The 18,141-nt window shown below is 68.4% G+C and carries 21 protein-coding genes; 11 read left to right on the top strand and 10 right to left on the bottom strand.

The features are described from left to right. Positions 1–129 precede the first annotated feature (129 nt). Positions 130–1,467 carry a HAMP domain-containing sensor histidine kinase gene (locus tag ACFQRE_RS12805; protein WP_380122857.1) on the top strand — a complete coding sequence of 446 codons (1,338 nt, stop codon included), beginning with the start codon at positions 130–132 and terminating at the stop codon, positions 1,465–1,467. Here the strand turns inward: ACFQRE_RS12805 and ACFQRE_RS12800 are convergent. Both ACFQRE_RS12800 and ACFQRE_RS12795 read right to left on the bottom strand, forming a co-directional pair. Beyond that, a complete protein-coding gene (locus ACFQRE_RS12800) occupies positions 1,406–2,125 on the bottom strand; it encodes a response regulator transcription factor (protein ID WP_380122855.1) in 720 nt (239 codons plus the stop codon). The genes ACFQRE_RS12805 and ACFQRE_RS12800 overlap by 62 nt on opposite strands. After that, positions 2,106–2,885: a phosphatase PAP2 family protein gene (locus ACFQRE_RS12795; protein ID WP_380122853.1), complete on the bottom strand. Its 780-nt coding sequence runs from the start codon at positions 2,883–2,885 to the stop codon at positions 2,106–2,108. The genes ACFQRE_RS12800 and ACFQRE_RS12795 overlap by 20 nt, the downstream gene beginning before the upstream one ends. A 157-nt stretch (positions 2,886–3,042) precedes the next feature. On the opposite strand from ACFQRE_RS12795, the gene ACFQRE_RS12790 reads away from it, so the two are divergent. After that, a complete protein-coding gene (locus ACFQRE_RS12790; RefSeq protein ID WP_380122851.1) occupies positions 3,043–4,107 on the top strand; it encodes a lysylphosphatidylglycerol synthase transmembrane domain-containing protein in 1,065 nt (354 codons plus the stop codon). Further along, entirely contained in the window at positions 4,104–5,210 is a 1,107-nt protein-coding gene (locus tag ACFQRE_RS12785) for a glycosyltransferase family 4 protein (RefSeq protein ID WP_380122849.1), read from the top strand. The genes ACFQRE_RS12790 and ACFQRE_RS12785 overlap by 4 nt, the downstream gene beginning before the upstream one ends. 194 nt (positions 5,211–5,404) lie before the next feature. Here ACFQRE_RS12785 and ACFQRE_RS12780 read toward each other — a convergent pair whose 3' ends face one another. The 4 genes from ACFQRE_RS12780 to ACFQRE_RS12765 all read right to left on the bottom strand — a co-directional run bounded on the left by ACFQRE_RS12780 (position 5,405) and on the right by ACFQRE_RS12765 (position 8,241). After that, positions 5,405–6,229 carry a COG4705 family protein gene (locus ACFQRE_RS12780; protein WP_380122847.1) on the bottom strand — a complete coding sequence of 275 codons (825 nt, stop codon included), beginning with the start codon at positions 6,227–6,229 and terminating at the stop codon, positions 5,405–5,407. Between the two features lie 154 nt (positions 6,230–6,383). Continuing rightward, positions 6,384–7,475 (bottom strand): redox-regulated ATPase YchF, encoded by a 1,092-nt coding sequence (ychF, locus tag ACFQRE_RS12775; RefSeq protein WP_380122844.1) that lies wholly within the window; start codon positions 7,473–7,475, stop codon positions 6,384–6,386. Positions 7,476–7,487: 12 nt separating this feature from the next. Continuing rightward, complete coding sequence (locus ACFQRE_RS12770; protein WP_380122842.1) at positions 7,488–7,712, bottom strand: hypothetical protein; 225 nt, start codon at positions 7,710–7,712, stop codon at positions 7,488–7,490. Position 7,713: 1 nt separating this feature from the next. Further along, on the bottom strand, positions 7,714–8,241 hold the full coding sequence (locus tag ACFQRE_RS12765; RefSeq protein ID WP_380122840.1) for an NUDIX domain-containing protein: 528 nt from the start codon (positions 8,239–8,241) through the stop codon (positions 7,714–7,716). Between the two features lie 64 nt (positions 8,242–8,305). Here ACFQRE_RS12765 and ACFQRE_RS12760 point away from each other — a divergent pair, with 64 nt between their 5' ends. Together ACFQRE_RS12760 and ACFQRE_RS12755 are read left to right on the top strand one after the other, a co-directional pair. Further along, the gene (locus ACFQRE_RS12760) at positions 8,306–9,232 is read left to right on the top strand and encodes a DUF389 domain-containing protein (RefSeq protein ID WP_380122837.1); all 927 of its coding nucleotides are present in this window, start codon (positions 8,306–8,308) and stop codon (positions 9,230–9,232) included. Positions 9,233–9,273: 41 nt separating this feature from the next. After that, entirely contained in the window at positions 9,274–10,464 is a 1,191-nt protein-coding gene (locus tag ACFQRE_RS12755) for a DNA recombination protein RmuC (RefSeq protein ID WP_380122835.1), read from the top strand. A gap of 61 nt (positions 10,465–10,525) precedes the next feature. On the opposite strand, the gene ACFQRE_RS12750 is transcribed toward ACFQRE_RS12755, so the two are convergent. After that, entirely contained in the window at positions 10,526–10,927 is a 402-nt protein-coding gene (locus tag ACFQRE_RS12750) for a VOC family protein (protein ID WP_380122833.1), read from the bottom strand. Between the two features lie 136 nt (positions 10,928–11,063). On the opposite strand from ACFQRE_RS12750, the gene ACFQRE_RS12745 reads away from it, so the two are divergent. Beyond that, positions 11,064–11,840, top strand: coding sequence for a TetR/AcrR family transcriptional regulator (locus tag ACFQRE_RS12745; RefSeq protein WP_380122831.1), 777 nt, complete (start codon positions 11,064–11,066; stop codon positions 11,838–11,840). On the opposite strand, the gene ACFQRE_RS12740 is transcribed toward ACFQRE_RS12745, so the two are convergent. Continuing rightward, positions 11,824–12,471, bottom strand: coding sequence for a M23 family metallopeptidase (locus tag ACFQRE_RS12740; RefSeq protein ID WP_380122829.1), 648 nt, complete (start codon positions 12,469–12,471; stop codon positions 11,824–11,826). The two genes, ACFQRE_RS12745 and ACFQRE_RS12740, sit on opposite strands and share 17 nt — an antisense overlap. Positions 12,472–12,497: 26 nt before the next feature. Further along, positions 12,498–13,523, bottom strand: coding sequence for a 4-hydroxy-3-methylbut-2-enyl diphosphate reductase (locus ACFQRE_RS12735; protein ID WP_380122827.1), 1,026 nt, complete (start codon positions 13,521–13,523; stop codon positions 12,498–12,500). A gap of 244 nt (positions 13,524–13,767) precedes the next feature. Between ACFQRE_RS12735 and ACFQRE_RS12730 the strand changes: the two genes are divergently transcribed. The 4 genes from ACFQRE_RS12730 (at position 13,768) to ACFQRE_RS12715 (ending at position 16,346) form a co-directional block, all read left to right on the top strand. Further along, complete coding sequence (locus ACFQRE_RS12730; RefSeq protein WP_380122825.1) at positions 13,768–14,388, top strand: TetR/AcrR family transcriptional regulator; 621 nt, start codon at positions 13,768–13,770, stop codon at positions 14,386–14,388. An 89-nt stretch (positions 14,389–14,477) separates the two neighbouring features. Next, positions 14,478–14,786 carry a hypothetical protein gene (locus ACFQRE_RS12725; RefSeq protein WP_380122823.1) on the top strand — a complete coding sequence of 103 codons (309 nt, stop codon included), beginning with the start codon at positions 14,478–14,480 and terminating at the stop codon, positions 14,784–14,786. 32 nt (positions 14,787–14,818) lie between these two features. Further along, positions 14,819–16,063 (top strand): exodeoxyribonuclease VII large subunit, encoded by a 1,245-nt coding sequence (gene xseA / locus ACFQRE_RS12720; protein WP_380122821.1) that lies wholly within the window; start codon positions 14,819–14,821, stop codon positions 16,061–16,063. Positions 16,064–16,073: 10 nt separating this feature from the next. Next, entirely contained in the window at positions 16,074–16,346 is a 273-nt protein-coding gene (locus ACFQRE_RS12715; protein WP_380122819.1) for an exodeoxyribonuclease VII small subunit, read from the top strand. Positions 16,347–16,445: 99 nt separating this feature from the next. Here the strand turns inward: ACFQRE_RS12715 and ACFQRE_RS12710 are convergent, their stop codons facing one another. Beyond that, positions 16,446–17,024, bottom strand: a complete 579-nt coding sequence (locus ACFQRE_RS12710; protein ID WP_380122817.1) for a DUF4245 domain-containing protein — start codon at positions 17,022–17,024, stop codon at positions 16,446–16,448. A gap of 117 nt (positions 17,025–17,141) precedes the next feature. On the opposite strand from ACFQRE_RS12710, the gene glpX reads away from it, so the two are divergent. Continuing rightward, positions 17,142–18,140: a class II fructose-bisphosphatase gene (gene glpX / locus ACFQRE_RS12705; protein WP_380122815.1), complete on the top strand. Its 999-nt coding sequence runs from the start codon at positions 17,142–17,144 to the stop codon at positions 18,138–18,140. The last annotated feature ends 1 nt before the right edge of the window (position 18,141 follow it).

The following is an 18,141-nucleotide window of genomic DNA, read 5'->3' as shown; positions in this document are numbered from 1 at the left end:
CGAACTCAGCAACTGCTCAGGCGCTCACTGTTAGCCTTCCTGCGCACTTCGAACTGACAGGGCAATCGCGTGAGACGTTGGAACACCTGGTCATTGCAACGCCGAGTCCTCGTCGTGTCCGCTGCCGCCGTGACCGTAGCCATCGTCCTCGGGGTGATCGGCTTCGCCGTCGCGCTGGACCGCATCCTCTACAGCGCCGCGCAGGACTCCGCCCGCACCCACGCGGCCGAAATCAGCAGCACCATCGAGTCCGGCGGGCGACCCGCGAGCGAAGCCCTGACCGACGTCACCAGCAAGGGGTCCTTGCTCCAGATCCTCGACAGTCAGCAGCGAGTTGTCGCGTCCTCGGAGCCGGCCCTTGCGGGAGCGCCGATCACGACTCTCCGCCCCGAACCGGGTGTCGTGGACGTCGACCAGGAGGCGACGCTGCCCGGCGAGGTCGGAGACCCGCACGCCCTCGTCGCGCAAGGTGTCAAGGATCCGGACGGCACGGCATACGTCGTCGTCGTCGCCAACCCCCTGGACGTCGAGGCGACCTCGCTCCGCACCGCCACGGTGCTCCTCGTCCTGGGAGCCGTCGTCCTGCTGCTCATCCTCATGGTGCTGATCAACCGCATCCTCAGGCAGGCTCTCGAGCCCGTCGAACGCATCCGCAGCGAGGTCGCCAGGATCACCCGGGTCAACGGTCGTGGCCATCTCACCGTGCCGCCGTCGGGCGACGAGATCGCCCGCCTCGCCGAGACCATGAACGTCATGCTCGATCGACTGGAGCGCGCCGACGCCCTGACCCATCGCTTCATCTCGGACGCGTCGCACGAGCTCCGCAGTCCGCTCGCGACGATCCGGGCGGCGATCGAGATCTCCGAGCACCAGACCGGGCCTGACCCTGAGCGCGACGCCGTCATTCACGGCGAAGTCCTGCGGATGCAGCACCTCGTCGAGGACCTGCTCACCCTGGCCAAGGCCGATGACGGGGTGCCGCTGGCCCTTGAGGAGGTGGACCTCGACGACCTCGTGGAGAGCGAGCTCCGGCGTCTGCGGGCCACGGGAACGGTGCCGGTCACGGCGTCCATCTCGGCGGCCCGGATCGTCGGGGACCGGCTCAAGCTGGCTCAGGCCCTGCGCAACCTCGTCGACAACGCGATGCGGCACACGACGGGAGACGTGGCTCTTGCCGTGCGACCTGTCGAGGACCTCATCGTGCTGACCGTGGACAACCACGGACCACCCGTGGGCGCGGACCAGCGTGAGGCCGTGTTCGAACGCTTTGCCCGTCTCGAGGAGTCCCGGGAACGCGATACCGGTGGTAGCGGCCTCGGCCTCGCGATCGTGCGTACCATCGTCGAGGCCCACCAGGGCACGGTCGAGGCGACAGAGACTCCCGATGGACAGTGCCGCTTCGAGGTCAGGCTCCCCCGGGCGCATCCCGAGAGTCTTCGACTGGCTCTCCACCCGCGACAGCCATGAGGCGATAGCCCATCCCCCGCACCGTCACCAGTGACGTCACGCCGAACGCGACGTCGATCTTGCGCCGCAGGTAGGCGACGTAGACCTCGACGATGTTGTCGCTGCCGTCGAAGGCCTGGTCCCAGACGTTGTCGAGGATCTCGGCCTTCGAGAGCACCACCTCGGGGTGGCGCATCAGGAACTGCAGGACGGAGAACTCCTTGGCCGTGAGGGCGATGGGGTGGCCGTTGCGGCTGACCGTGCGCTTGTTGGGATCGAGCAGCAGGCCACCCACGGTGAGGTCGACGGGGCGGGCCGGGGCCCCCCGGCGAACCAGTGCCCTGAGCCTGGCGACGAGCACGACGAAGCTGAACGGCTTGGTCAGGTAGTCGTCGGCACCGAGTTCGAACGCGTCGGTCTGGTCGTACTCGCCGTCCTTCGCGGTCAGCATCATCGCCGGCGTCCACACCTTGAGGCCGCGCAGGTTGCGCAGCACTTCGTAGCCGTTGCGACGCGGCAGCATGATGTCGAGCACGATGACGTCATAGGGGTTCTCGGTGGCCATCCACTGGCCCGTGACCCCGTCATGAGCGACGTCGACGACGAAGCCCTCGTTCGTCAGCCCGCGGCGGATCGTCTCGGCCAACGCCTTTTCGTCCTCAACGAGCAGGACTCGCATGCCCATCCTTCGCGGGGTCGTGGTCGGGTGCGACAACGCCGGGTGCGTCGGAGTCAAGCCCGAGCCTGGTCAGCAGCATCGTCGCCACAGCCATTGTCGGTGACGCCAGCGCCAGAGTCACCGTGAGCACGGCGACACCCAACACCCAAGCGGCAATCACGTCGGTGGTCCAGTGATAGCCGAGATAGACCCGGCTCGCCCCGATGACGAGACTCGCGAGCACAGCCGCGACGACGGCCGCGACCCGGGCGCGGCGTCCGGCCGACGGCCAGATGAGGAGCATCACCACGAGCCCGAGAAAGGCCGTCGAGAACAGCGTGTGACCGGACGGGAACGAGTACCCGGTGTCGACCGGCCCGACGACGAACCCGGCTGGCGGCCGGTGTCGCTCGACGAGGTGCTTGCCAGCCAGGGTGAGCACGACGCCCAGCCCCATGGCGCCGGCAAAGAGCACGGCCCGCGCCCGATCCCGTCGCACGAACCAGAGCCAAGCGAGCGCAGCGAGGCTGAGCACAGCCACGCAGACCTCACTCCCGACGAGGCTGGCCACCTCTGCGGCGATGGTCAGACCGGTTCGTCGCAGGGAGGCGACGGACGACGTGATGCCTGGGTCATAGGCCGAGAGGTCGGCATTCTCGTTGACCCCGTCGACCAAGCCGCCAACCGCGACCACGGAGGCTGCCACGACACCACCTGCAGCGAGAAGGAAGGTCCGTCCGGCCGCAGGTGGTGAGGACGCAAGGTGGGTTCGGGGAGGCATGCAGCCACTGTCGTCCCTGTCGCCTGAACGTTTCCTGAGGGCCGACGCGTCTCTCAGGAACCCTTCAGGGCCCCCGAGTCATGGTGTCCGCGTTGACCCGACGTTCGCGGAACGTCGACGGAACGCTGACCGACAACAGGCTCACCGGGAGTGACTCATGGACGCACGCTCGCCCCGCGCGACCGCTCCTTCGTGGTCGGTTCTCGTCCGGGCCATCGCCGCTGCGGGTCTCACGCTCGCCGCCCTGTGGTGGGCGTTGCCCAGGGTCGCAGGAGTGGGCTGGTCGGCCATCTGGACGGTGCTCGGCAGCATCTCCCCCGGCACTGCGCTGGTGCTGGCAGTTCTGTGGATGGCCGGGCTCCTCGCCCACTCCTTCGTCCTCACCGCTGCCCTCCCCGGACTCAGCCGGCGACGCGCCCTCACCCTCAACCTCACCGGCAGCGCGGTCTCGAACGTGCTTCCTTTCGGTGGTGCGCTGGGCCTGGCCCTCAACCTCTCGATGGTCCGCGCCTGGCGATTCCGAAGGAGCTCCTACGCGACGTTCGTTCTCGTGACGAGCATCTGGGACGTCCTGGCCAAGCTGGCCCTTCCGGTCGTGGCCATGGCGTTCATGACCGCCGCCGGCGCCCTGCCGACCAGCTCCCTGCGCTCAGGTGCGGTGCTCGGCTCTTCCCTCTTGGTAGCAGTCATGGCCCTCACCGCAGCCGGACTCAGCAGTGACCGGCTCGCAGGCAGAGCGGCACGCGTCGTTGCACCCGTGGCTCGTCGGCTCGGACGGCTCGACCAGGGCTCGCCGGCCCAGCTCGACGCGCGCCTCCTCGAGGCACGAGACCGCGTGCGCCAGGTGGTGCTGACGCGTTGGGCGCAGCTGACGACCGGGATGCTCGGCTACGTGGCCCTTCAGGGACTGCTGCTCTGGTTCTGTCTGCGTGCCGTGGGACTGACCGAACCCGTGTATGCCGTGCTGGCCGCCTTGGCCGCCGACCGCCTCCTCAGCCTCATACCTCTCACGCCCGGCGGGGCCGGGTTCGCCGAGGTCGGCGCCGCAGCGACCCTCATTGCGTGTGGTGCTGACCCGCTCGGGGTGACCGCCGGCGTCCTGCTGTATCGCGCGTTCATCTTCCTGCTCGAGATCCCCGTCGGAGGACTGTGGCTGGGCTGCTGGCTGGTCGCGCGCCCCCGCACCCGCACCGTCGTCGGCGCCCAGGTGGTGGCGCTGTGAGGATCCTGCACACGACCGACACGTATGCCCCCATCGTCGGTGGCATCGAGGTTCTCGTGCGGGCCCTGGCCGAGAGCCAGGTCGCGCTCGGCCACGACGTCACGGTCCTGACCCGCACGCCCGACCGGAACACCATGACTTCGCCCTCGGCGAACATCGAGGTATGCCGTGATCCGCGCGCGCTTGCGTCGTTGGTCGCCGGGGCCGACGTGGTCCACGGCCATGTCTCGGCGATCTCGCCGCTGGCCCTGCGCGCCGTCGAGGTCGGCGCCCGAGCCGGGGTCCCCTCGGTCGCCACGGTGCACTCCGTGTGGGGCCGGGCGTGGCCGCTCTTCAGGGCCACCGCCGCGGCTCGAGGCTGGAACGACCTCCCGATCCAGTGGGCGGCCGTCAGCGAGGTGGCCGCCGGTCCGGTACGTCGGGCCCTGGGTGGTCGCGAGGTTCTCGTCGTACCCAACGCGGTCGACACGGGCTACTGGGCACCCACGGTGCGCACCCGGCATACCGACGTCGTGACGTTGGTGGCAGTGATGCGGATGGTGAGCCGGAAGCGGCCGCTCGAACTCGTGAACGCCCTGCACCGGATGAGGGCGCTCGTCCCCGATCACGTCGCCATCGAGGCAGTCCTCGTTGGTGACGGGCCCCTGCTGGGCGCAGTGCGCCGACGAGTCGACCGACTGGGGATCTCGGAGTGGGTACACACGCCCGGCGACGTCGCCCATCCGGAACTGCGCGACCTCTACCGCCGGGCAGAGGTGTTCATCGCGCCGGCGACCCACGAGTCCTTCGGTCTGGCCGCTCTGGAGGCTCGGGCCGCAGGACTTGCGGTGGTGGCGCGATCCGGCACCGGCATCACGGAGTTCATCACCCACGAGGTCGAGGGACTGCTCGCCGACAGTGACCCGGCCCTGACCGAGCACCTGGCCAGGCTCTGTCGCGACGAAGCCACGCGCCGACGCATCGTGCTGCACAACCATCTGACTCGCCCCGCGTTCGACTGGTCGGATGTGCGCGAGCTCAATGCTGCGGCCTACGTGCAGGCCGGTGCGGTCGACAACCTCGTGGGCCGCTCCAGCAACCCCGAACCCAAGTTCGCCGCATGACCAACACACCTCGACGCCCGGCACTGTGCGGACAGCCGGTCGTCCTCCCCCCTCGTCCTGGTGCCGACCCCTTCCCCCCTCTGTGGGTCGGCACCAGGACGAGGGCTGGCCAGCCCTCGCAGCGCGCCCCTTTCGCTGCTGGCTGACCGTCGCTGCCTGGCGGTCCTCCAGCCGCCAGGCAGCGACACGCCGAGTCAGGCAACGGGGTCGCTGGACATGACTCGCTCTCGCGGCTCGCTGTCCCGGGCAGCTCGCTCGATACGGTCCTTGTGGGTCACGCTGAGGTAGACCACGACGGCCAGGATCGTCCCCAGGAAGAGGACGCTCGTGCCCAAGGTGCCCAGTCCGGCGCCTCCTTCTGCACGAGCGGAGGCCAGGTAGTCGCCGATGTTGGCGCCCAGGGGTCGGGTGAGGATGTAGGCCAACCAGAAGCACAGGACCGGACCGGCGCCCAGCTTCCGGGCGGCCAGCACAAGGGCAATCAGGGTGAGCGGCAGCAGAACTGACGCCCCAGCAGACCAACCGGTGAGCTCGAGCGTCCAGTCTCCGGCGGCCGTTCCGAGGGCGAAGGTCACGAGGACGGTGAGCCAGTAGAACGCCTCGCGGGGAGTGGTGACGATGGAGTGGATCGACAGGGTGTGCTCCCGGGCGTACCAGATCGCGAAGACCGCCGCGAGAGCGATGGCGAAGATGACACTGCTGACGGCGAGCGGCACTCCCACCCCATCGGTCAGGTTGTCGGTGAGCAGGGTTCCCACCACGCTGATGAGGACCACGGCCAGCCAGTAGACGGAGGGCACATAGGCGCGCAGGCGGAACTGCAGCAGGAGAACGGCGATGAGGGCCACAGAGAAGACCAGAGTGGTCTTGCCGAGGCCGAAGCCAAGGGTTTCGTTGACGTAGTCGGCGAAGCTCTCACCAACGGTGGTGCACAGGATCTTGATGATCCAGAAGTACACCGTGACCTCGGGCACCTTGTTGAGCATGGCGCGGCGTGGGGCGAATTCGGTTGTCGTCATGGGTGAACGGTCGCAGCGGCCTGCTGAACAAACCCTGAGCCGCGGAGGCGGTTCAGGTATGCGTCCCCCATGAGTCAACCCAAGGAGCCAGGATGGAGCGCATCCTCAAGGGGCTTCAGTCCGCGGTCGCAGGCACCTGACGACCCCGGGGGGATCAGACGTTGAAGCGGAACTCCACCACGTCGCCGTCGGACATGACGTACTCCTTGCCCTCCATGCGGACCTTGCCGGCGGCCTTGGCCGCGGCCATGGACCCGGTCTCGTCGAGGTCGGAAAAGGACACGATCTCGGCCTTGATGAATCCGCGCTGGAAGTCGGTGTGGATGACACCGGCGGCCTGCGGAGCGGTCCACCCCTGACCGATCGTCCACGCCCGCGACTCCTTGGGCCCGGCCGTCAGGTAGGTCTGCAGCCCCAGCGTGTGGAAGCCCGTGCGAGCCAGCTGGCTGATGCCGGACTCGGTCGCACCGAACGACTCGAGCAGCTCCATCGCCTCGGCCGCGTCCATCTCCATGAGGTCCATCTCGAGCTTGGCGTTGAGGAATACCGAGTCGGCCGGTGCGGCCAGTTCACGCAGCGTGGCGTGCAGATCGGCGTCGGCGAGCTGGTCCTCATCGAGGTTGAACACATAGATGAACGGCTTCGTCGTGAGCAGCCCGAGCGACGTCGTGGCATCCCAGTCGAGACCGACCTTGGTGTCGTCCTTGACGGCATACAGGGTCGTGCCCTCTTCCAGGACCTTCTGCGCGACCAAGGCGTTCTCGTGGAGCGGCTTGGACTCCTTCTTGATCCGAGACTCCTTCTCGAGGCGCACGACGGCCTTCTCGAGGGTCTGCAGGTCCGCGAGGATCAACTCGGTGTGGATCGTCTCGATGTCGGATTCCGGCGAGACCTTGCCGTCCACGTGCACGACGTCGCCGTCCTCGAACGCGCGCACCACCTGGCAGATCGCGTCGGCCTCACGGATGTTGGCGAGGAACTTGTTGCCCAGGCCCTCACCCTCCGAGGCGCCGCGGACGATGCCGGCGATGTCGACGAACGAGACGGTCGCCGGCAGGATCTTCTCGGAGCCGTGGATCTCGGCGAGTCGGGCCAGCCGCTCGTCCGGCAGTGGGACGACGCCGACATTGGGCTCGATCGTGGCGAACGGGTAGTTCGCAGCAAGGACGTTGTTCTTGGTCAGGGCGTTGAACATCGTTGACTTACCGACGTTGGGGAGCCCGACAATTCCGATGGTGAGTGCCACGGGGACAGAAGTCTACTGGCGTACGGCACGTGCCTTCACCACTCGCCGGGCCACCCACCACGCGAGGGCGGGGATCGCGACGCCGACCACGACGAACAGGGCATAGATCCTCGCCGCCTGGCCATCGCCCTGGGTGAGCGCGTAGACGAGCGCTGCGAGGCTGACGAAGATCCAGATGAGCAGCACCGCCCCCAGCAACATGGCCGCCAGACCGCCAAGGATCCTGGGGAACGTCACGTCATGCTCCGGGGACTTCGCTGTTCTCGAAATACATCGTGTATGCCGTGTCGTCGCCGTCCAGGAGCTGCTCCACCATCCGTGCGGTGTAGGGCGCGACGTGATCACCGAGCTCGTGCGGTGCCACCCAGTGCACGGCCTTGATCTCACGCGGCAACAGGGTGAGGTCATCGGTGAACGAGCGCGGGACCACGCCCAGGTCGTAGAGGAAAAGGACCGCGTCGTCCCAGCCGCGCCACGGCGGCAACCAGTTGACGGCAAGGAGCCCTTGGATGCCCAGTGAGACGCCGAGCTCCTCGCTGATCTCGCGGACGACGCATGCGGCCGGTGACTCCTTGGGGTCCACGACTCCCCCGGGCAGGTCCCACTCGGACTTGTAGGCCAGTTCGCAGAGCAGGACTTCACCGTCCTCGTTGCGCAGCAGCCCCTGCGCGATGTTGCGCTTGCGCGGGAGCTTGGCATTGAGGATGTGGATGAACGAGCGTCGGCCGGCCTCGGATGAGGTGTCGGGTCGCCCGCTGTCAGCCATGGTCCGAGGCTAACCTGCGCGCCGGAAGCCCGATGGGGCGACCACGCGGCATACGCTGCTCGGCATGCTCGTCCACCTGCGCATGACGGTCCCCGACGACCTCTCGCACACCATCGAGACCCTCCTCGTCGACGACGACCGCGTCACCAACGTCGTCGTCATGCGCGGCGTCTCGGTGCAGCCCGTGGGCGACGCGATCGAGGCCGACGTCGCGCGAGAGGCTGCGAGCGACGTCATCGACGCGATCTGCGCGACGGGTCTCCCGGAACGCGGCGGTCTGGCGTTCAGTGACGTCGACGGGTCGCGGTTCGACGCAGCCGCGGCCGTCGGCCGCGCCGCCCCCGGCGACCCGGACGACGCGGTGCTCTGGGGTGCCGTGATCGATCGAGCCCGCACCAGCGCTCGGCCGAGCGCGACCTACCTCGCGTTCCTCGTGCTCGCGACAGTCCTTGCGTCCATCGCGGTCATCACCGACTCCGCTGTCCTCGTCGTGGGCGCGATGGTCGTGGGTCCCGAGTTCGCGTCCATCGCGGGAGCCTGTGTCGCCGTGGCCTTCGGGCGCTGGGGCCTTGCCGTCCACGGCCTCGCCCGCCTCGTCGCGGCCTTTGCCATCGCGATCGCGGCCGTGATGGTGCTCGCCCTCGTGGCCAGATGGACCGGACTGATCACTGCGGAGATGGTGACCCGGCCGAGGCCGCTCACGGGCTTCATCTGGCACCCGGATCAATGGTCCTTCATCGTGGCGCTCGTGGCTGGCGCGGCAGGGGTCCTCGCGATGACCACCGCGAAGTCCGCAGCCATGGTGGGTGTCTTCATCTCCGTGACGACGGTCCCTGCGGCTGGCAACCTCGCCCTCGCCCTGGCCCTGTCGGCTGCGGACGAGATCCGCGGTTCGGCCAGCCAGCTCGCGCTCAACATCGCGGGAATGCTCGTCGCTGGGGTGCTCACCGTCTGGCTGCAGCGTGCTCTCCGGCCCGCCCCTCGGACCTGACGTCCCGCACCCTGTCGGTGCCGACTGGCACGGTGTCGTCCATGAACCCGTGGATCGCTTTGGTGGGCGGCATCGTCATCGGTGCGCTGGCGGCATACCTGTTCTTCAAGCAGGCGTATGCCGTGCGCGCAGCCTCCGTGGCGACCGAGCGTGACCTGTTGCGCGAGCGGGTTGTCGACCTCGAGGCCTCGCTGGCCGAGGACCTCGAGACGGCATCGCTGCTCGCGCCGCTGCGTGACGCGCTGGGGCGGGTCGAGCGGCAGGTCGGTGTGCTCGAGCGGGACCGGGTCGAGCAGTTCGGCGCGATCCGGGCGGTCATGGGGCGGGTCGAGTCCGAGGCCCAGCAGTTGGGGAAGCAGACGCAGTCGCTCGCCGGTTCGCTGCGCTCTTCGTCGGTGCGCGGGTCCTGGGGCGAGGTGCAGCTGCGCCGCGTCCTCGAGGCCTCAGGCATGTTGGCGCGATGCGACTTCGAGGAGCAGGTGCGGGCACGCAGTCGCCACGACCGCGAGGTGCGGCCCGACGTCGTCGTCCGCCTGCCCGGCGATCGCTCACTCGTCATCGACGCGAAGGCCCCGATGGCTGCCTTCCTCGATGCCCAGACCGAGGACCTCCCCGAGGACGAGCGCGCAGAACTGCTCCGCGATCACGCGCGCGCACTGCGCCAACACGTCCACGCACTGTCTGCCAAGGACTACTGGTCGGCGTTCGACACGACTCCCGAGATGGTCGTCTGCTTCGTGCCCAGCGACGCCATGCTCGGCGCCGCACTGGCCGCGGACCCAGGACTGCACGAACGGGCGATGGCCTCACGCGTCGTCCTCGTCGGACCCGGCACGCTGCTGGCACTGCTGCGCACCGTGGCGTTCGGCTGGCAGCAGGACTCGCTCTCCTCCAGCGCTCGCGAGCTCCTCGCGTTGGGGCAGGAGCTCTATCGACGACTCGCGACGCTCGGCACCCACACGGCCAAGATGGGGCGGTCGCTGCATGCGACGGTCGAGAGCTACAACCAGTTCGTCGGGGCGCTCGAGTCACGTGTGTTCGTCACGGCGCGACGGATGCAGGAGCTCGACGTCGTCACCGACGAGCTCCCTCAGCTGGCGCCTCTCGAGACCGGTCCGCGCGTCCTCACCGCCATCGAGCTGCTGGAAGCCGTGGGGGTCGACCATGAGCGGCCCGACCTGCTCCTCGACCTCCCCACCCCTCACTCCCTGGGTCGAGACCAGGTCGGCTGAACGCCAGGACGCCGCGGCCGCACCCGTCTGGGTGCTACCGCGGCGTCCTGCATTCACGTGCCTACTGCGCGTACTGCGGGTCGGTCGGGGCAACCCACTGCACGAGCTGGTAGACGACCCCATTGGGGTCGGTCATCTGGAAGTAGCGCTCACCCCAGGGCTCGGTCTCGATCGGCGTGGCGATCTCGGCACCCTCGCCCTGCAGTCGGGCGTAGTCAGCGTCGATGTCCTCGACCGTGAAGACGACGAGCAGACCGTCGGCGTTGCCCGCTGCGGACGCAGGCTTGAACGTTGGCAGACCGGTGCGCAGGTAGATGAGATTCATCCCTGCCTGAGCGTGCTCTAGAGAGGCGAACCCGTCGGCGGACATCGCCTCGGTGAACCCGAGGTACTTTTGCGCCCACGTGGCCGAGGCCCCGACGTCCGGGACGTTGAGCGAGATGGCGGTGCTGGTGATGTGCATGCGGTTTCCTGTCTGCTGGTGGGTCGTTGCTTCGGTCGTGCTCTGAGTCATTGATCTCGCTGGTCTCGTTGTGCGCCCCTTTATTATACATTGTACGGTGTACTGCGTACAACAAAGCCGTGGCAGAATCATTCCCATGGCCATCGACCCACCTGCAGCCACCGGCTCCGGCGAACCCAGCCGGACCCTCGCCCTGTTATGGGGTGACGCGTCAGCAGCCCCTCGCCGCAGGGGTCCTGGTCGCTCCGTCACGGTCGACCAGGTCGTCGACGCAGCCCTGTCCTTGGCGGATGATCAAGGGTTGGGATCCGTCACCATGCGCGCCGTGGCCGAGGCCGTCGGAGTGTCGGCGATGTCGGTCTACACCTACGTACCGGGCAAGGCAGAGCTGCTCGACCTCATGGTCGACACCCTCTATCGGCGCATGCACCGTCCCGCGTGGCGACGGTCCCTATGGCGCACGCGTCTCACCAAGGTCGCTGAGGCCAATCGCGAGCTGCTGACCGCCCACCCCTGGCTGACCGAGGTGGCCGCCCTGAGCAGGCCACCGCTGGGACCAGGCGTCATGGGCAAGTACGAGCACGAACTCGCGGCCTTCGACAACACCGGGCTGTCCGACGTCGCCACCGATGCCGCGCTGACCTACCTGCTCGGGTTCGTCCAGTCGCACGCTCGATCGGCCCACGATGCCCAGCGCGCGACAACCGACACCGCGAAGAGCGATGACCAGTGGTGGGCCGCCAACCAACCTGTCCTGGAGCAGGCCTTCGACCCAGAGACCTATCCCCGCAGCGTGCGCATCGGGTCGGCCGCCGGCGAGGCGCAGGGCGGCGCGTGGAGCGCGGACTCAGCATGGGAATTCGGTTTGGCTCGCACCCTCGACGGTCTGGCCGCGCTCATTGACCGACGGTGACGATCTCGCCCTCGCCCGGAACCCATCGCTGACCCTCCGGACCAGAGAAGATCAGCGGCACGCCCTGGGCGTCGATCCCGCCGATCGAGTGACTCACCTGAACGTGGATGTGGGGCTCCGTGCTGTTGCCGGAGTTCCCGCACTCCCCCACCTGTTGCCCGGTCTCGACGGTGTCACCAACCCTCACCCTCGCCGAGCCGTGACGCAGGTGAGCGAGCAGGACGAACGGGCCAGAGGGAGTGACCGCGATGACGACATGGTTTCCGGCGAGCCCGACGATCCCCCGCCGCGTGCGCCGGGCCTGCCCGAGGGCATATCCCACGAGACGGAGCTGAGAGCGCCGCGCCTCGTGATCGGGCTCGACGTCGTGAACCGCCACGACGTCCCCGTCGATCGGAGCCATGACGGGCTCCCCGAACCCGATGAAGCCGTCCGGCGCCTCAACCCCGACCCACGTGCGCCAGGTCCGGGGAGCAGAACGGTCCCGAGCATCGACCGCGACGAAGTCAATGGCGTGGGAGACACTGAACGCGTGCGTCCCGTGACTGGGAATCCGGCGAGCCGGACTGTTCTCGACCCGCCAGACCCCACTGAAGGGGAAGGCGAGGACGACCGGCTCGGGTGAGCTCACGGCATACGCCCCAGACGCCGAAGGCGTCAGTGCAGGGAACCGTCTTCGGTGAAGCCTGCGTCGTGAACCATCTTGTCCGACATGCCGGCAGCCTTGAGGTCACGACGGATCTCGTTGGGCAGCGAGAACACGAGCGACTCCTCGGCGGCGACGACCGGACGAACGTCCTCGTAGCCACGCTCGGCGAGGTAGTCGAGGACACCGCGCACGAGAAGTTCGGGCACCGACGCGCCGGACGTCACGCCGACCGTCCCCACGCCGTCGAGCCAGGTCTCATCGATCTCGTCGGCGTAGTCGACGAGGTGGCCCGCCTTGGACCCGTGCTCGATGGCGACCTCGACGAGACGCACCGAGTTCGAGGAGTTGCGGGAGCCGACGACGATCATGAGGTCGCAGTCGGGCGCCATGTGCTTGACGGCCAGCTGACGGTTCTGGGTGGCGTAGCAGATGTCATCGCTGGGCGGGTCCTGCATGAGCGGGAACTTCTGACGCAGCCGCCGCACCGTCTCCATGGTCTCGTCGACCGACAGCGTGGTCTGAGAGAGCCAGACGACCTTGTCGGGGTCGCGCACCTCGATGTTGTCGACGTCGTCGGGACCCTCGACCAGGGTGATGTGCTCGGGCGCCTCACCGGCGGTGCCGACGACCTCTTCGTGACCCTCGTGACCGATGAGGAGGATGTCGAAGTCGTCGCTCGCGAAGCGGACGGCCTCGCGGTGCACCTTGGTGACGAGCGGGCAGGTCGCGTCGATCGTCTTGAGACCGAGCGCCTTGGCCTCCTCGTGGACGACGGGCGCGACACCGTGCGCCGAGAAGATGACCGTCGAGCCCTCGGGCACCTCGTCGGTCTCCTCGACGAAGATCGCGCCGCGCTTCTCGAGCGTGGTGACGACGTGCTTGTTGTGGACGATCTCCTTGCGGACATAGACCGGAGCGCCGTAGAGGTCGAGCGCCTTCTCGACCGTCACGACGGCTCGATCGACTCCTGCGCAGTAGCCACGAGGCGCCGCGAGGAGCACGCGCTTGGTGGCCTGGTCAGTCGTGGCGGTCATGTGTCCCATCGTAGGTCGCCCCCTGCTGGGCGTCCCCAACCACCCAAGACGGCGCGTATGCCGTGAGCTCGGCTCACCGCATACGCGCACTTTCGTCGTGGTCCGGTCAGAAGGAGCTCGACGGCTCCGATGAAGCGGACGGTGCGGTCGGAGAAGTCCTCCATCCACGTCATCTTGTCCTGCAGCCTCTTGCCCTGGCTGAGCTTGAGCGGCCCAGCAGGTCTTCGGTGAAGGAGGCGTCTCGGTGCCCCTCACCGATGTCGCTGAGCGCGCCGGAGTCGGTATCGCGACCCTCTATCGACGCTTTCCCACTCGCTCGTCACTCGTTGAGGGGGCCTTCGAGGCCGCATTCGCCCGATACGACGAGAGTGCGGACGCGGCCCTGGCGGAGGAGGACCCGTGGGAGGGCTTCGCGGGACTGCTCGAGCGGATGGGAGCGCTCCAGGCGGAGAACAGGGGCTTCACCCACCTCGTGCAGTCGTCCGTGCCCTTGGGGCATCGACGGGACGGGCGCCGCGAACGGGCTTACCGCAAAGTCGTCGACGTCATCGACCGCGCACGCCGGGCCGGCGCGATCCGCGAGGACATCAGCCCGGAGGACCTGCCCGTCCTGTCGTTCGCTCTCGCCGGAATCCTCGAGGTCACACGAGACGATCAGCCCGATGCCTGGCGTCGCCACCTCGCCCTGGCCCTTCAGGGATGCCGGCCCGACGCCGCCGCGTCCCTTCCTCCGGCGCCCGTCCCCCGACAGCTGCAACGCGCGATGCTGCGTTCCGGGCGGCGACGCCAGCAGCGCGGACAGCGCTGCCTGCCGCTCTACGCTGGAGCATGGCTCGCGTCCCTCACCTCGCTCTTGTCGCCCTGATCGCCTCGGGGACAGCACTTGTCGGCGTGGCCGGATGCAGCCGTGAGCGCGTATCCCTCCCCAGCGCCGATGCCCCACCCCAAGACGTCGTGAGCGCGTACGTTCGCGCGATCAACGCCGACGACTGCGCGAGCATGAGGGCCCTTTCCGATCCGGTGAACACCGTCGAGGCCTGGTGCGGAGGCATCACGGTGAGCAATCTCGTGATTCACGATCCTGTCGAGGACACCTGTTGCGGTCCGGGCCAGGACCACTCCCAAGTCGTCAAGGTGCCAGTCGAGTTTCGCCTGGAGGGGGCAGACTCCTCGATGCCCGATGGTGAGCACGCCTGGGGCTACATCCTCGTGCGGGACAACGACGCAGAGCGGTGGCGGGTGGCGAGCGAGGGTGCTGGCTGAACACTGACGGTGTCGCCTCCTACAGTGGCTCCGTGACCAGCCCCGATGCGCGCCCGGCTCTCCCAGAGCGGGCCGGCGACACCACTGCCGAGCAGCCGTGGCCGGTCCGCCTGCTCTCGATGAAGATCGCCGAGTACGTCGACAAGATGTCGACCCTGTGGGTCGAGGGCCAGGTCGTCCAGCTCAACCGCCGACCCGGCGCTCGCACTGCCTACCTGACCCTGCGAGACCCCGACGTCGACATGTCCCTGTCGGTCGCGATCCAGGTCAACGCCCTCGACGCCATGGGCACCCCGCTGACCGAGGGCTCGCGCGTCGTCGTGCAGGCGAAGCCGACGTTCTGGACCCAGCGCGGCAGCCTCATGCTCGATGGTCGACAGATCCGGCCGGTCGGCGTGGGCGAACTCCTCGCGCGGATCGAGTACCTCAAGCGCAACCTCGCCAGCGAAGGCCTCTTCGACGCCGACCGCAAGCGCCCCCTGCCCTTCCTTCCTCGCCGCATCGGCCTCATCTGCGGACGGGCCAGCGCGGCAGAGAAGGACGTCGTCGAGAACTCCCGACGTCGGTGGCCGACTGCGCAGTTCGAGATTCGCCAGGTGGCCGTGCAGGGAGCCAACGCCGTCACGGAGGTGACAGCGGCACTGAGCGAGCTGGACGGCATACCCGATGTTGATGTCATCGTCATCGCGCGCGGTGGCGGCAACGTCGAGGACCTGCTGCCGTTCAGCAACGAAGCACTGATCCGGGCGGTTGCGGCCGCCCGGACCCCGGTCGTCAGCGCGATCGGGCACGACGTCGACTCGCCGTTGCTCGACCTCGTCGCCGACCACCGCGCGTCGACCCCGACCGACGCGGCCAAGGCGATCGTCCCCGACGCCGACCGCGAGCACCAGGTCATCGAGGCTGCGCGCACGCGAGGGCGGAGAGCCCTCGAGGGACGGTTGCACCACGAGCGGAGGCGTCTCGTCGAGCTGCGATCGCGCCCGGTGCTCGCCGACCCCGCCGCGTTCGTCCGCGTGCAGCGCGACGTGGTCATGGCGTTGCGGGCTCGGGCCCACCATCGGGTCGAGGCCCAGTTGCATCGACACCGTGATCACGTCGGCCACCTCCGAGCACAGGTACGCACCCTGTCGCCGCAGTCGACGCTCGACCGGGGCTACGCGATCGTGCAGCGAGTCGACGGGGCGGTCGTGCACGATCCCGCCGAACTGACCATCAAGGAACTGCTCCACGTGACCGTGGCGCGCGGCGACTTCGGTGTCCGCACCGAGGGTTAGGGTGCTCGGCATGGCCAAGAGCACCCCGCAGCCCGAGATCACCGACGCCGAGGCCGACGTCGAGACGCCGGCAACCGGAGAGGTCGACGGCGCCGATGCCAGTTCAGACGTGGCGGAGATGAGCTACGAGGCGGCGCGCGACGAGCTGGTCGACATCGTGGCCCGGCTCGAGAACGGCCAGGTCGGACTCGAGGACAGCATGGGTCTGTGGCAGCGAGGCGAAGCCCTGGCTGCGCACTGCGCGCAATGGCTCGATGCCGCCGAGGCCAAGCTCAGCGAGTAGTCAGACCTGCGCCCTTGGCGCCAGAGGCGCAGATCCGGATCACGGGCGCAGCCATGGGAGCGCCCCTCGCCAATCTGTGCGCCCTTGGCGCCGCGTCGACTACTGGGTGACGGGGCCGAGGTGCTCGGCGACGAACGTCAGCTCCTCGAAGGTGCCCGTGCCCGTCAGCAACGTGGTCATGGCTCCGGGCCCCTTGCGCCGGTCCAACAGGCTGTTCTGGACCTTGGCGCCACGCTCGTACTTGATCCAGGTGAGGCCGGCGGCCTGGAGCTCACCGATGCGCCGCGCCCGGTTGGTCTGGGCGTCCACCCACCCCTGTGAGGCGTCACGGGTCTGCTCGACGGCGACATAGTTGCCCGACGGGGCCTGGTAGCCGGCGTGCCACGTCATGAGTCCGTCGGTCGCCTTGACGTAGCGAGCGCTCGTGGTCTTCCAGCCCTTGGGCAGGTCCACGGCCTCGGAGATCGGCCAGCCGCTGTCCTTGGCCACCGTCACAGCCGTGCCGTGGACGTCGACGACGGGACCGCCGAGCGTGTTCACCCGAGGCGTCATGAACCAGATGAGGGCCATGAGTGCACCGATGACGAGGAGGGACCGCACCATGTTGGGGGTGGATCCCATCGAGTAGCGGCTCTTCGGCGGCGTGCTGGGCTCAGTGCCCGTCGGCGTGGTGCTCACATCCCCATGGTCCCTGATGACCGCAGGAATCGACGTATCGGGTCGGCGATAGAGTCGGGCGCGCAGGATCCCAGCCCGATCCAGCCCCCGTGCCACGTCAAGGAAGACAGGTTCCTCATGCCCGACGCCCCGTCCACGAACGTCCCCGACCGCAACCTCGCGCTCGAGCTCGTCCGTGTCACCGAGGCCGCCGCGATGGCCGGTGGCCGCTGGGTCGGTCGCGGTGACAAGAACCGCGCTGACGGTGCAGCGGTCGAGGCGATGCGGGCCCTCATCGCCACCGTCGAGATGCGCGGGACCGTCGTCATCGGCGAGGGCGAGAAGGACAACGCCCCCATGCTGTTCAACGGCGAGCAGGTCGGCGACGGCAACGGCCCCGAGGTCGACGTCGCCGTCGACCCGATCGATGGCACCACTCTGGCCGCCAAGGGCATGCCCAACGCCATCGCCGTCATGGCTGTGAGCGACCGCGGCACGATGTACGACCCGAGCGCCGTGTTCTACATGGACAAGTTGGTCGCCGGGCCCGAGGTCGCTGACGTGGTCGACATCCGCCTGCCCGCGGCCGAGAACATCCGCCGGATCGCCAAGGCCAAGAAGGAGAGCCCCGAGGACGTCACCGTGGTCCTCCTCGACCGCCCGCGCCACGAGAAGCTGGCCGAAGAGATCCGCAACACCGGAGCCCGCATCAAGCTCATCTCCGACGGCGACGTCGCTGGCGCCATCTCCGCGGCCCGCGAGACGACCGGCATCGACCTCCTCCTCGGTATCGGCGGCACGCCCGAAGGCATCATCACGGCCTGCGCCATCAAATGCCTCGGCGGCGTGATCCAGGGCCGCCTCTGGCCCCAGGACGATGACGAGCGGCAGAAGGCTCTCGACGCGGGCCACGACCTCGACCGCGTGCTCACGACCGAGGACCTCGTCACCTCCGACAACTGCTTCTTCGTCGCCACGGGCATCACCGACGGCGAACTGCTCCAGGGCGTGCGCTACTCCCGGGGACGGGCAACGACCAACTCGATCGTCATGCGGAGCAAGTCCGGGACGGTCCGGGTCATCGAGAGCCACCACGTCCTCGACCGCACCGCCGGACTCCCGCAGGGCCTGGTCTGAC

The organism is Knoellia pratensis (assembly GCF_042666395.1).
In the GTDB taxonomy this organism is placed as follows: Bacteria; Actinomycetota; Actinomycetes; order Actinomycetales; family Dermatophilaceae; genus Knoellia; species Knoellia pratensis.
This window is presented reverse-complemented; position numbering and strand designations above follow the sequence as displayed.

Coding starts and splice junctions, on each gene's coding strand:
- ACFQRE_RS12800 (WP_380122855.1), bottom strand. CDS start 2,125: ATGCGAGTCCTGCTCGTTGAGGACGAAAAGGCGTTGGCCGAGACGATC.
- ACFQRE_RS12715 (WP_380122819.1), top strand. CDS start 16,074: ATGGCCAAGAGCACCCCGCAGCCCGAGATCACCGACGCCGAGGCCGAC.
- ACFQRE_RS12745 (WP_380122831.1), top strand. CDS start 11,064: ATGGCCATCGACCCACCTGCAGCCACCGGCTCCGGCGAACCCAGCCGG.
- ACFQRE_RS12755 (WP_380122835.1), top strand. CDS start 9,274: ATGAACCCGTGGATCGCTTTGGTGGGCGGCATCGTCATCGGTGCGCTG.
- ACFQRE_RS12795 (WP_380122853.1), bottom strand. CDS start 2,885: ATGCCTCCCCGAACCCACCTTGCGTCCTCACCACCTGCGGCCGGACGG.
- ACFQRE_RS12790 (WP_380122851.1), top strand. CDS start 3,043: ATGGACGCACGCTCGCCCCGCGCGACCGCTCCTTCGTGGTCGGTTCTC.
- ACFQRE_RS12780 (WP_380122847.1), bottom strand. CDS start 6,229: ATGACGACAACCGAATTCGCCCCACGCCGCGCCATGCTCAACAAGGTG.
- ACFQRE_RS12750 (WP_380122833.1), bottom strand. CDS start 10,927: ATGCACATCACCAGCACCGCCATCTCGCTCAACGTCCCGGACGTCGGG.
- ACFQRE_RS12760 (WP_380122837.1), top strand. CDS start 8,306: ATGCTCGTCCACCTGCGCATGACGGTCCCCGACGACCTCTCGCACACC.
- glpX (WP_380122815.1), top strand. CDS start 17,142: ATGCCCGACGCCCCGTCCACGAACGTCCCCGACCGCAACCTCGCGCTC.
- ACFQRE_RS12765 (WP_380122840.1), bottom strand. CDS start 8,241: ATGGCTGACAGCGGGCGACCCGACACCTCATCCGAGGCCGGCCGACGC.
- ACFQRE_RS12735 (WP_380122827.1), bottom strand. CDS start 13,523: ATGACCGCCACGACTGACCAGGCCACCAAGCGCGTGCTCCTCGCGGCG.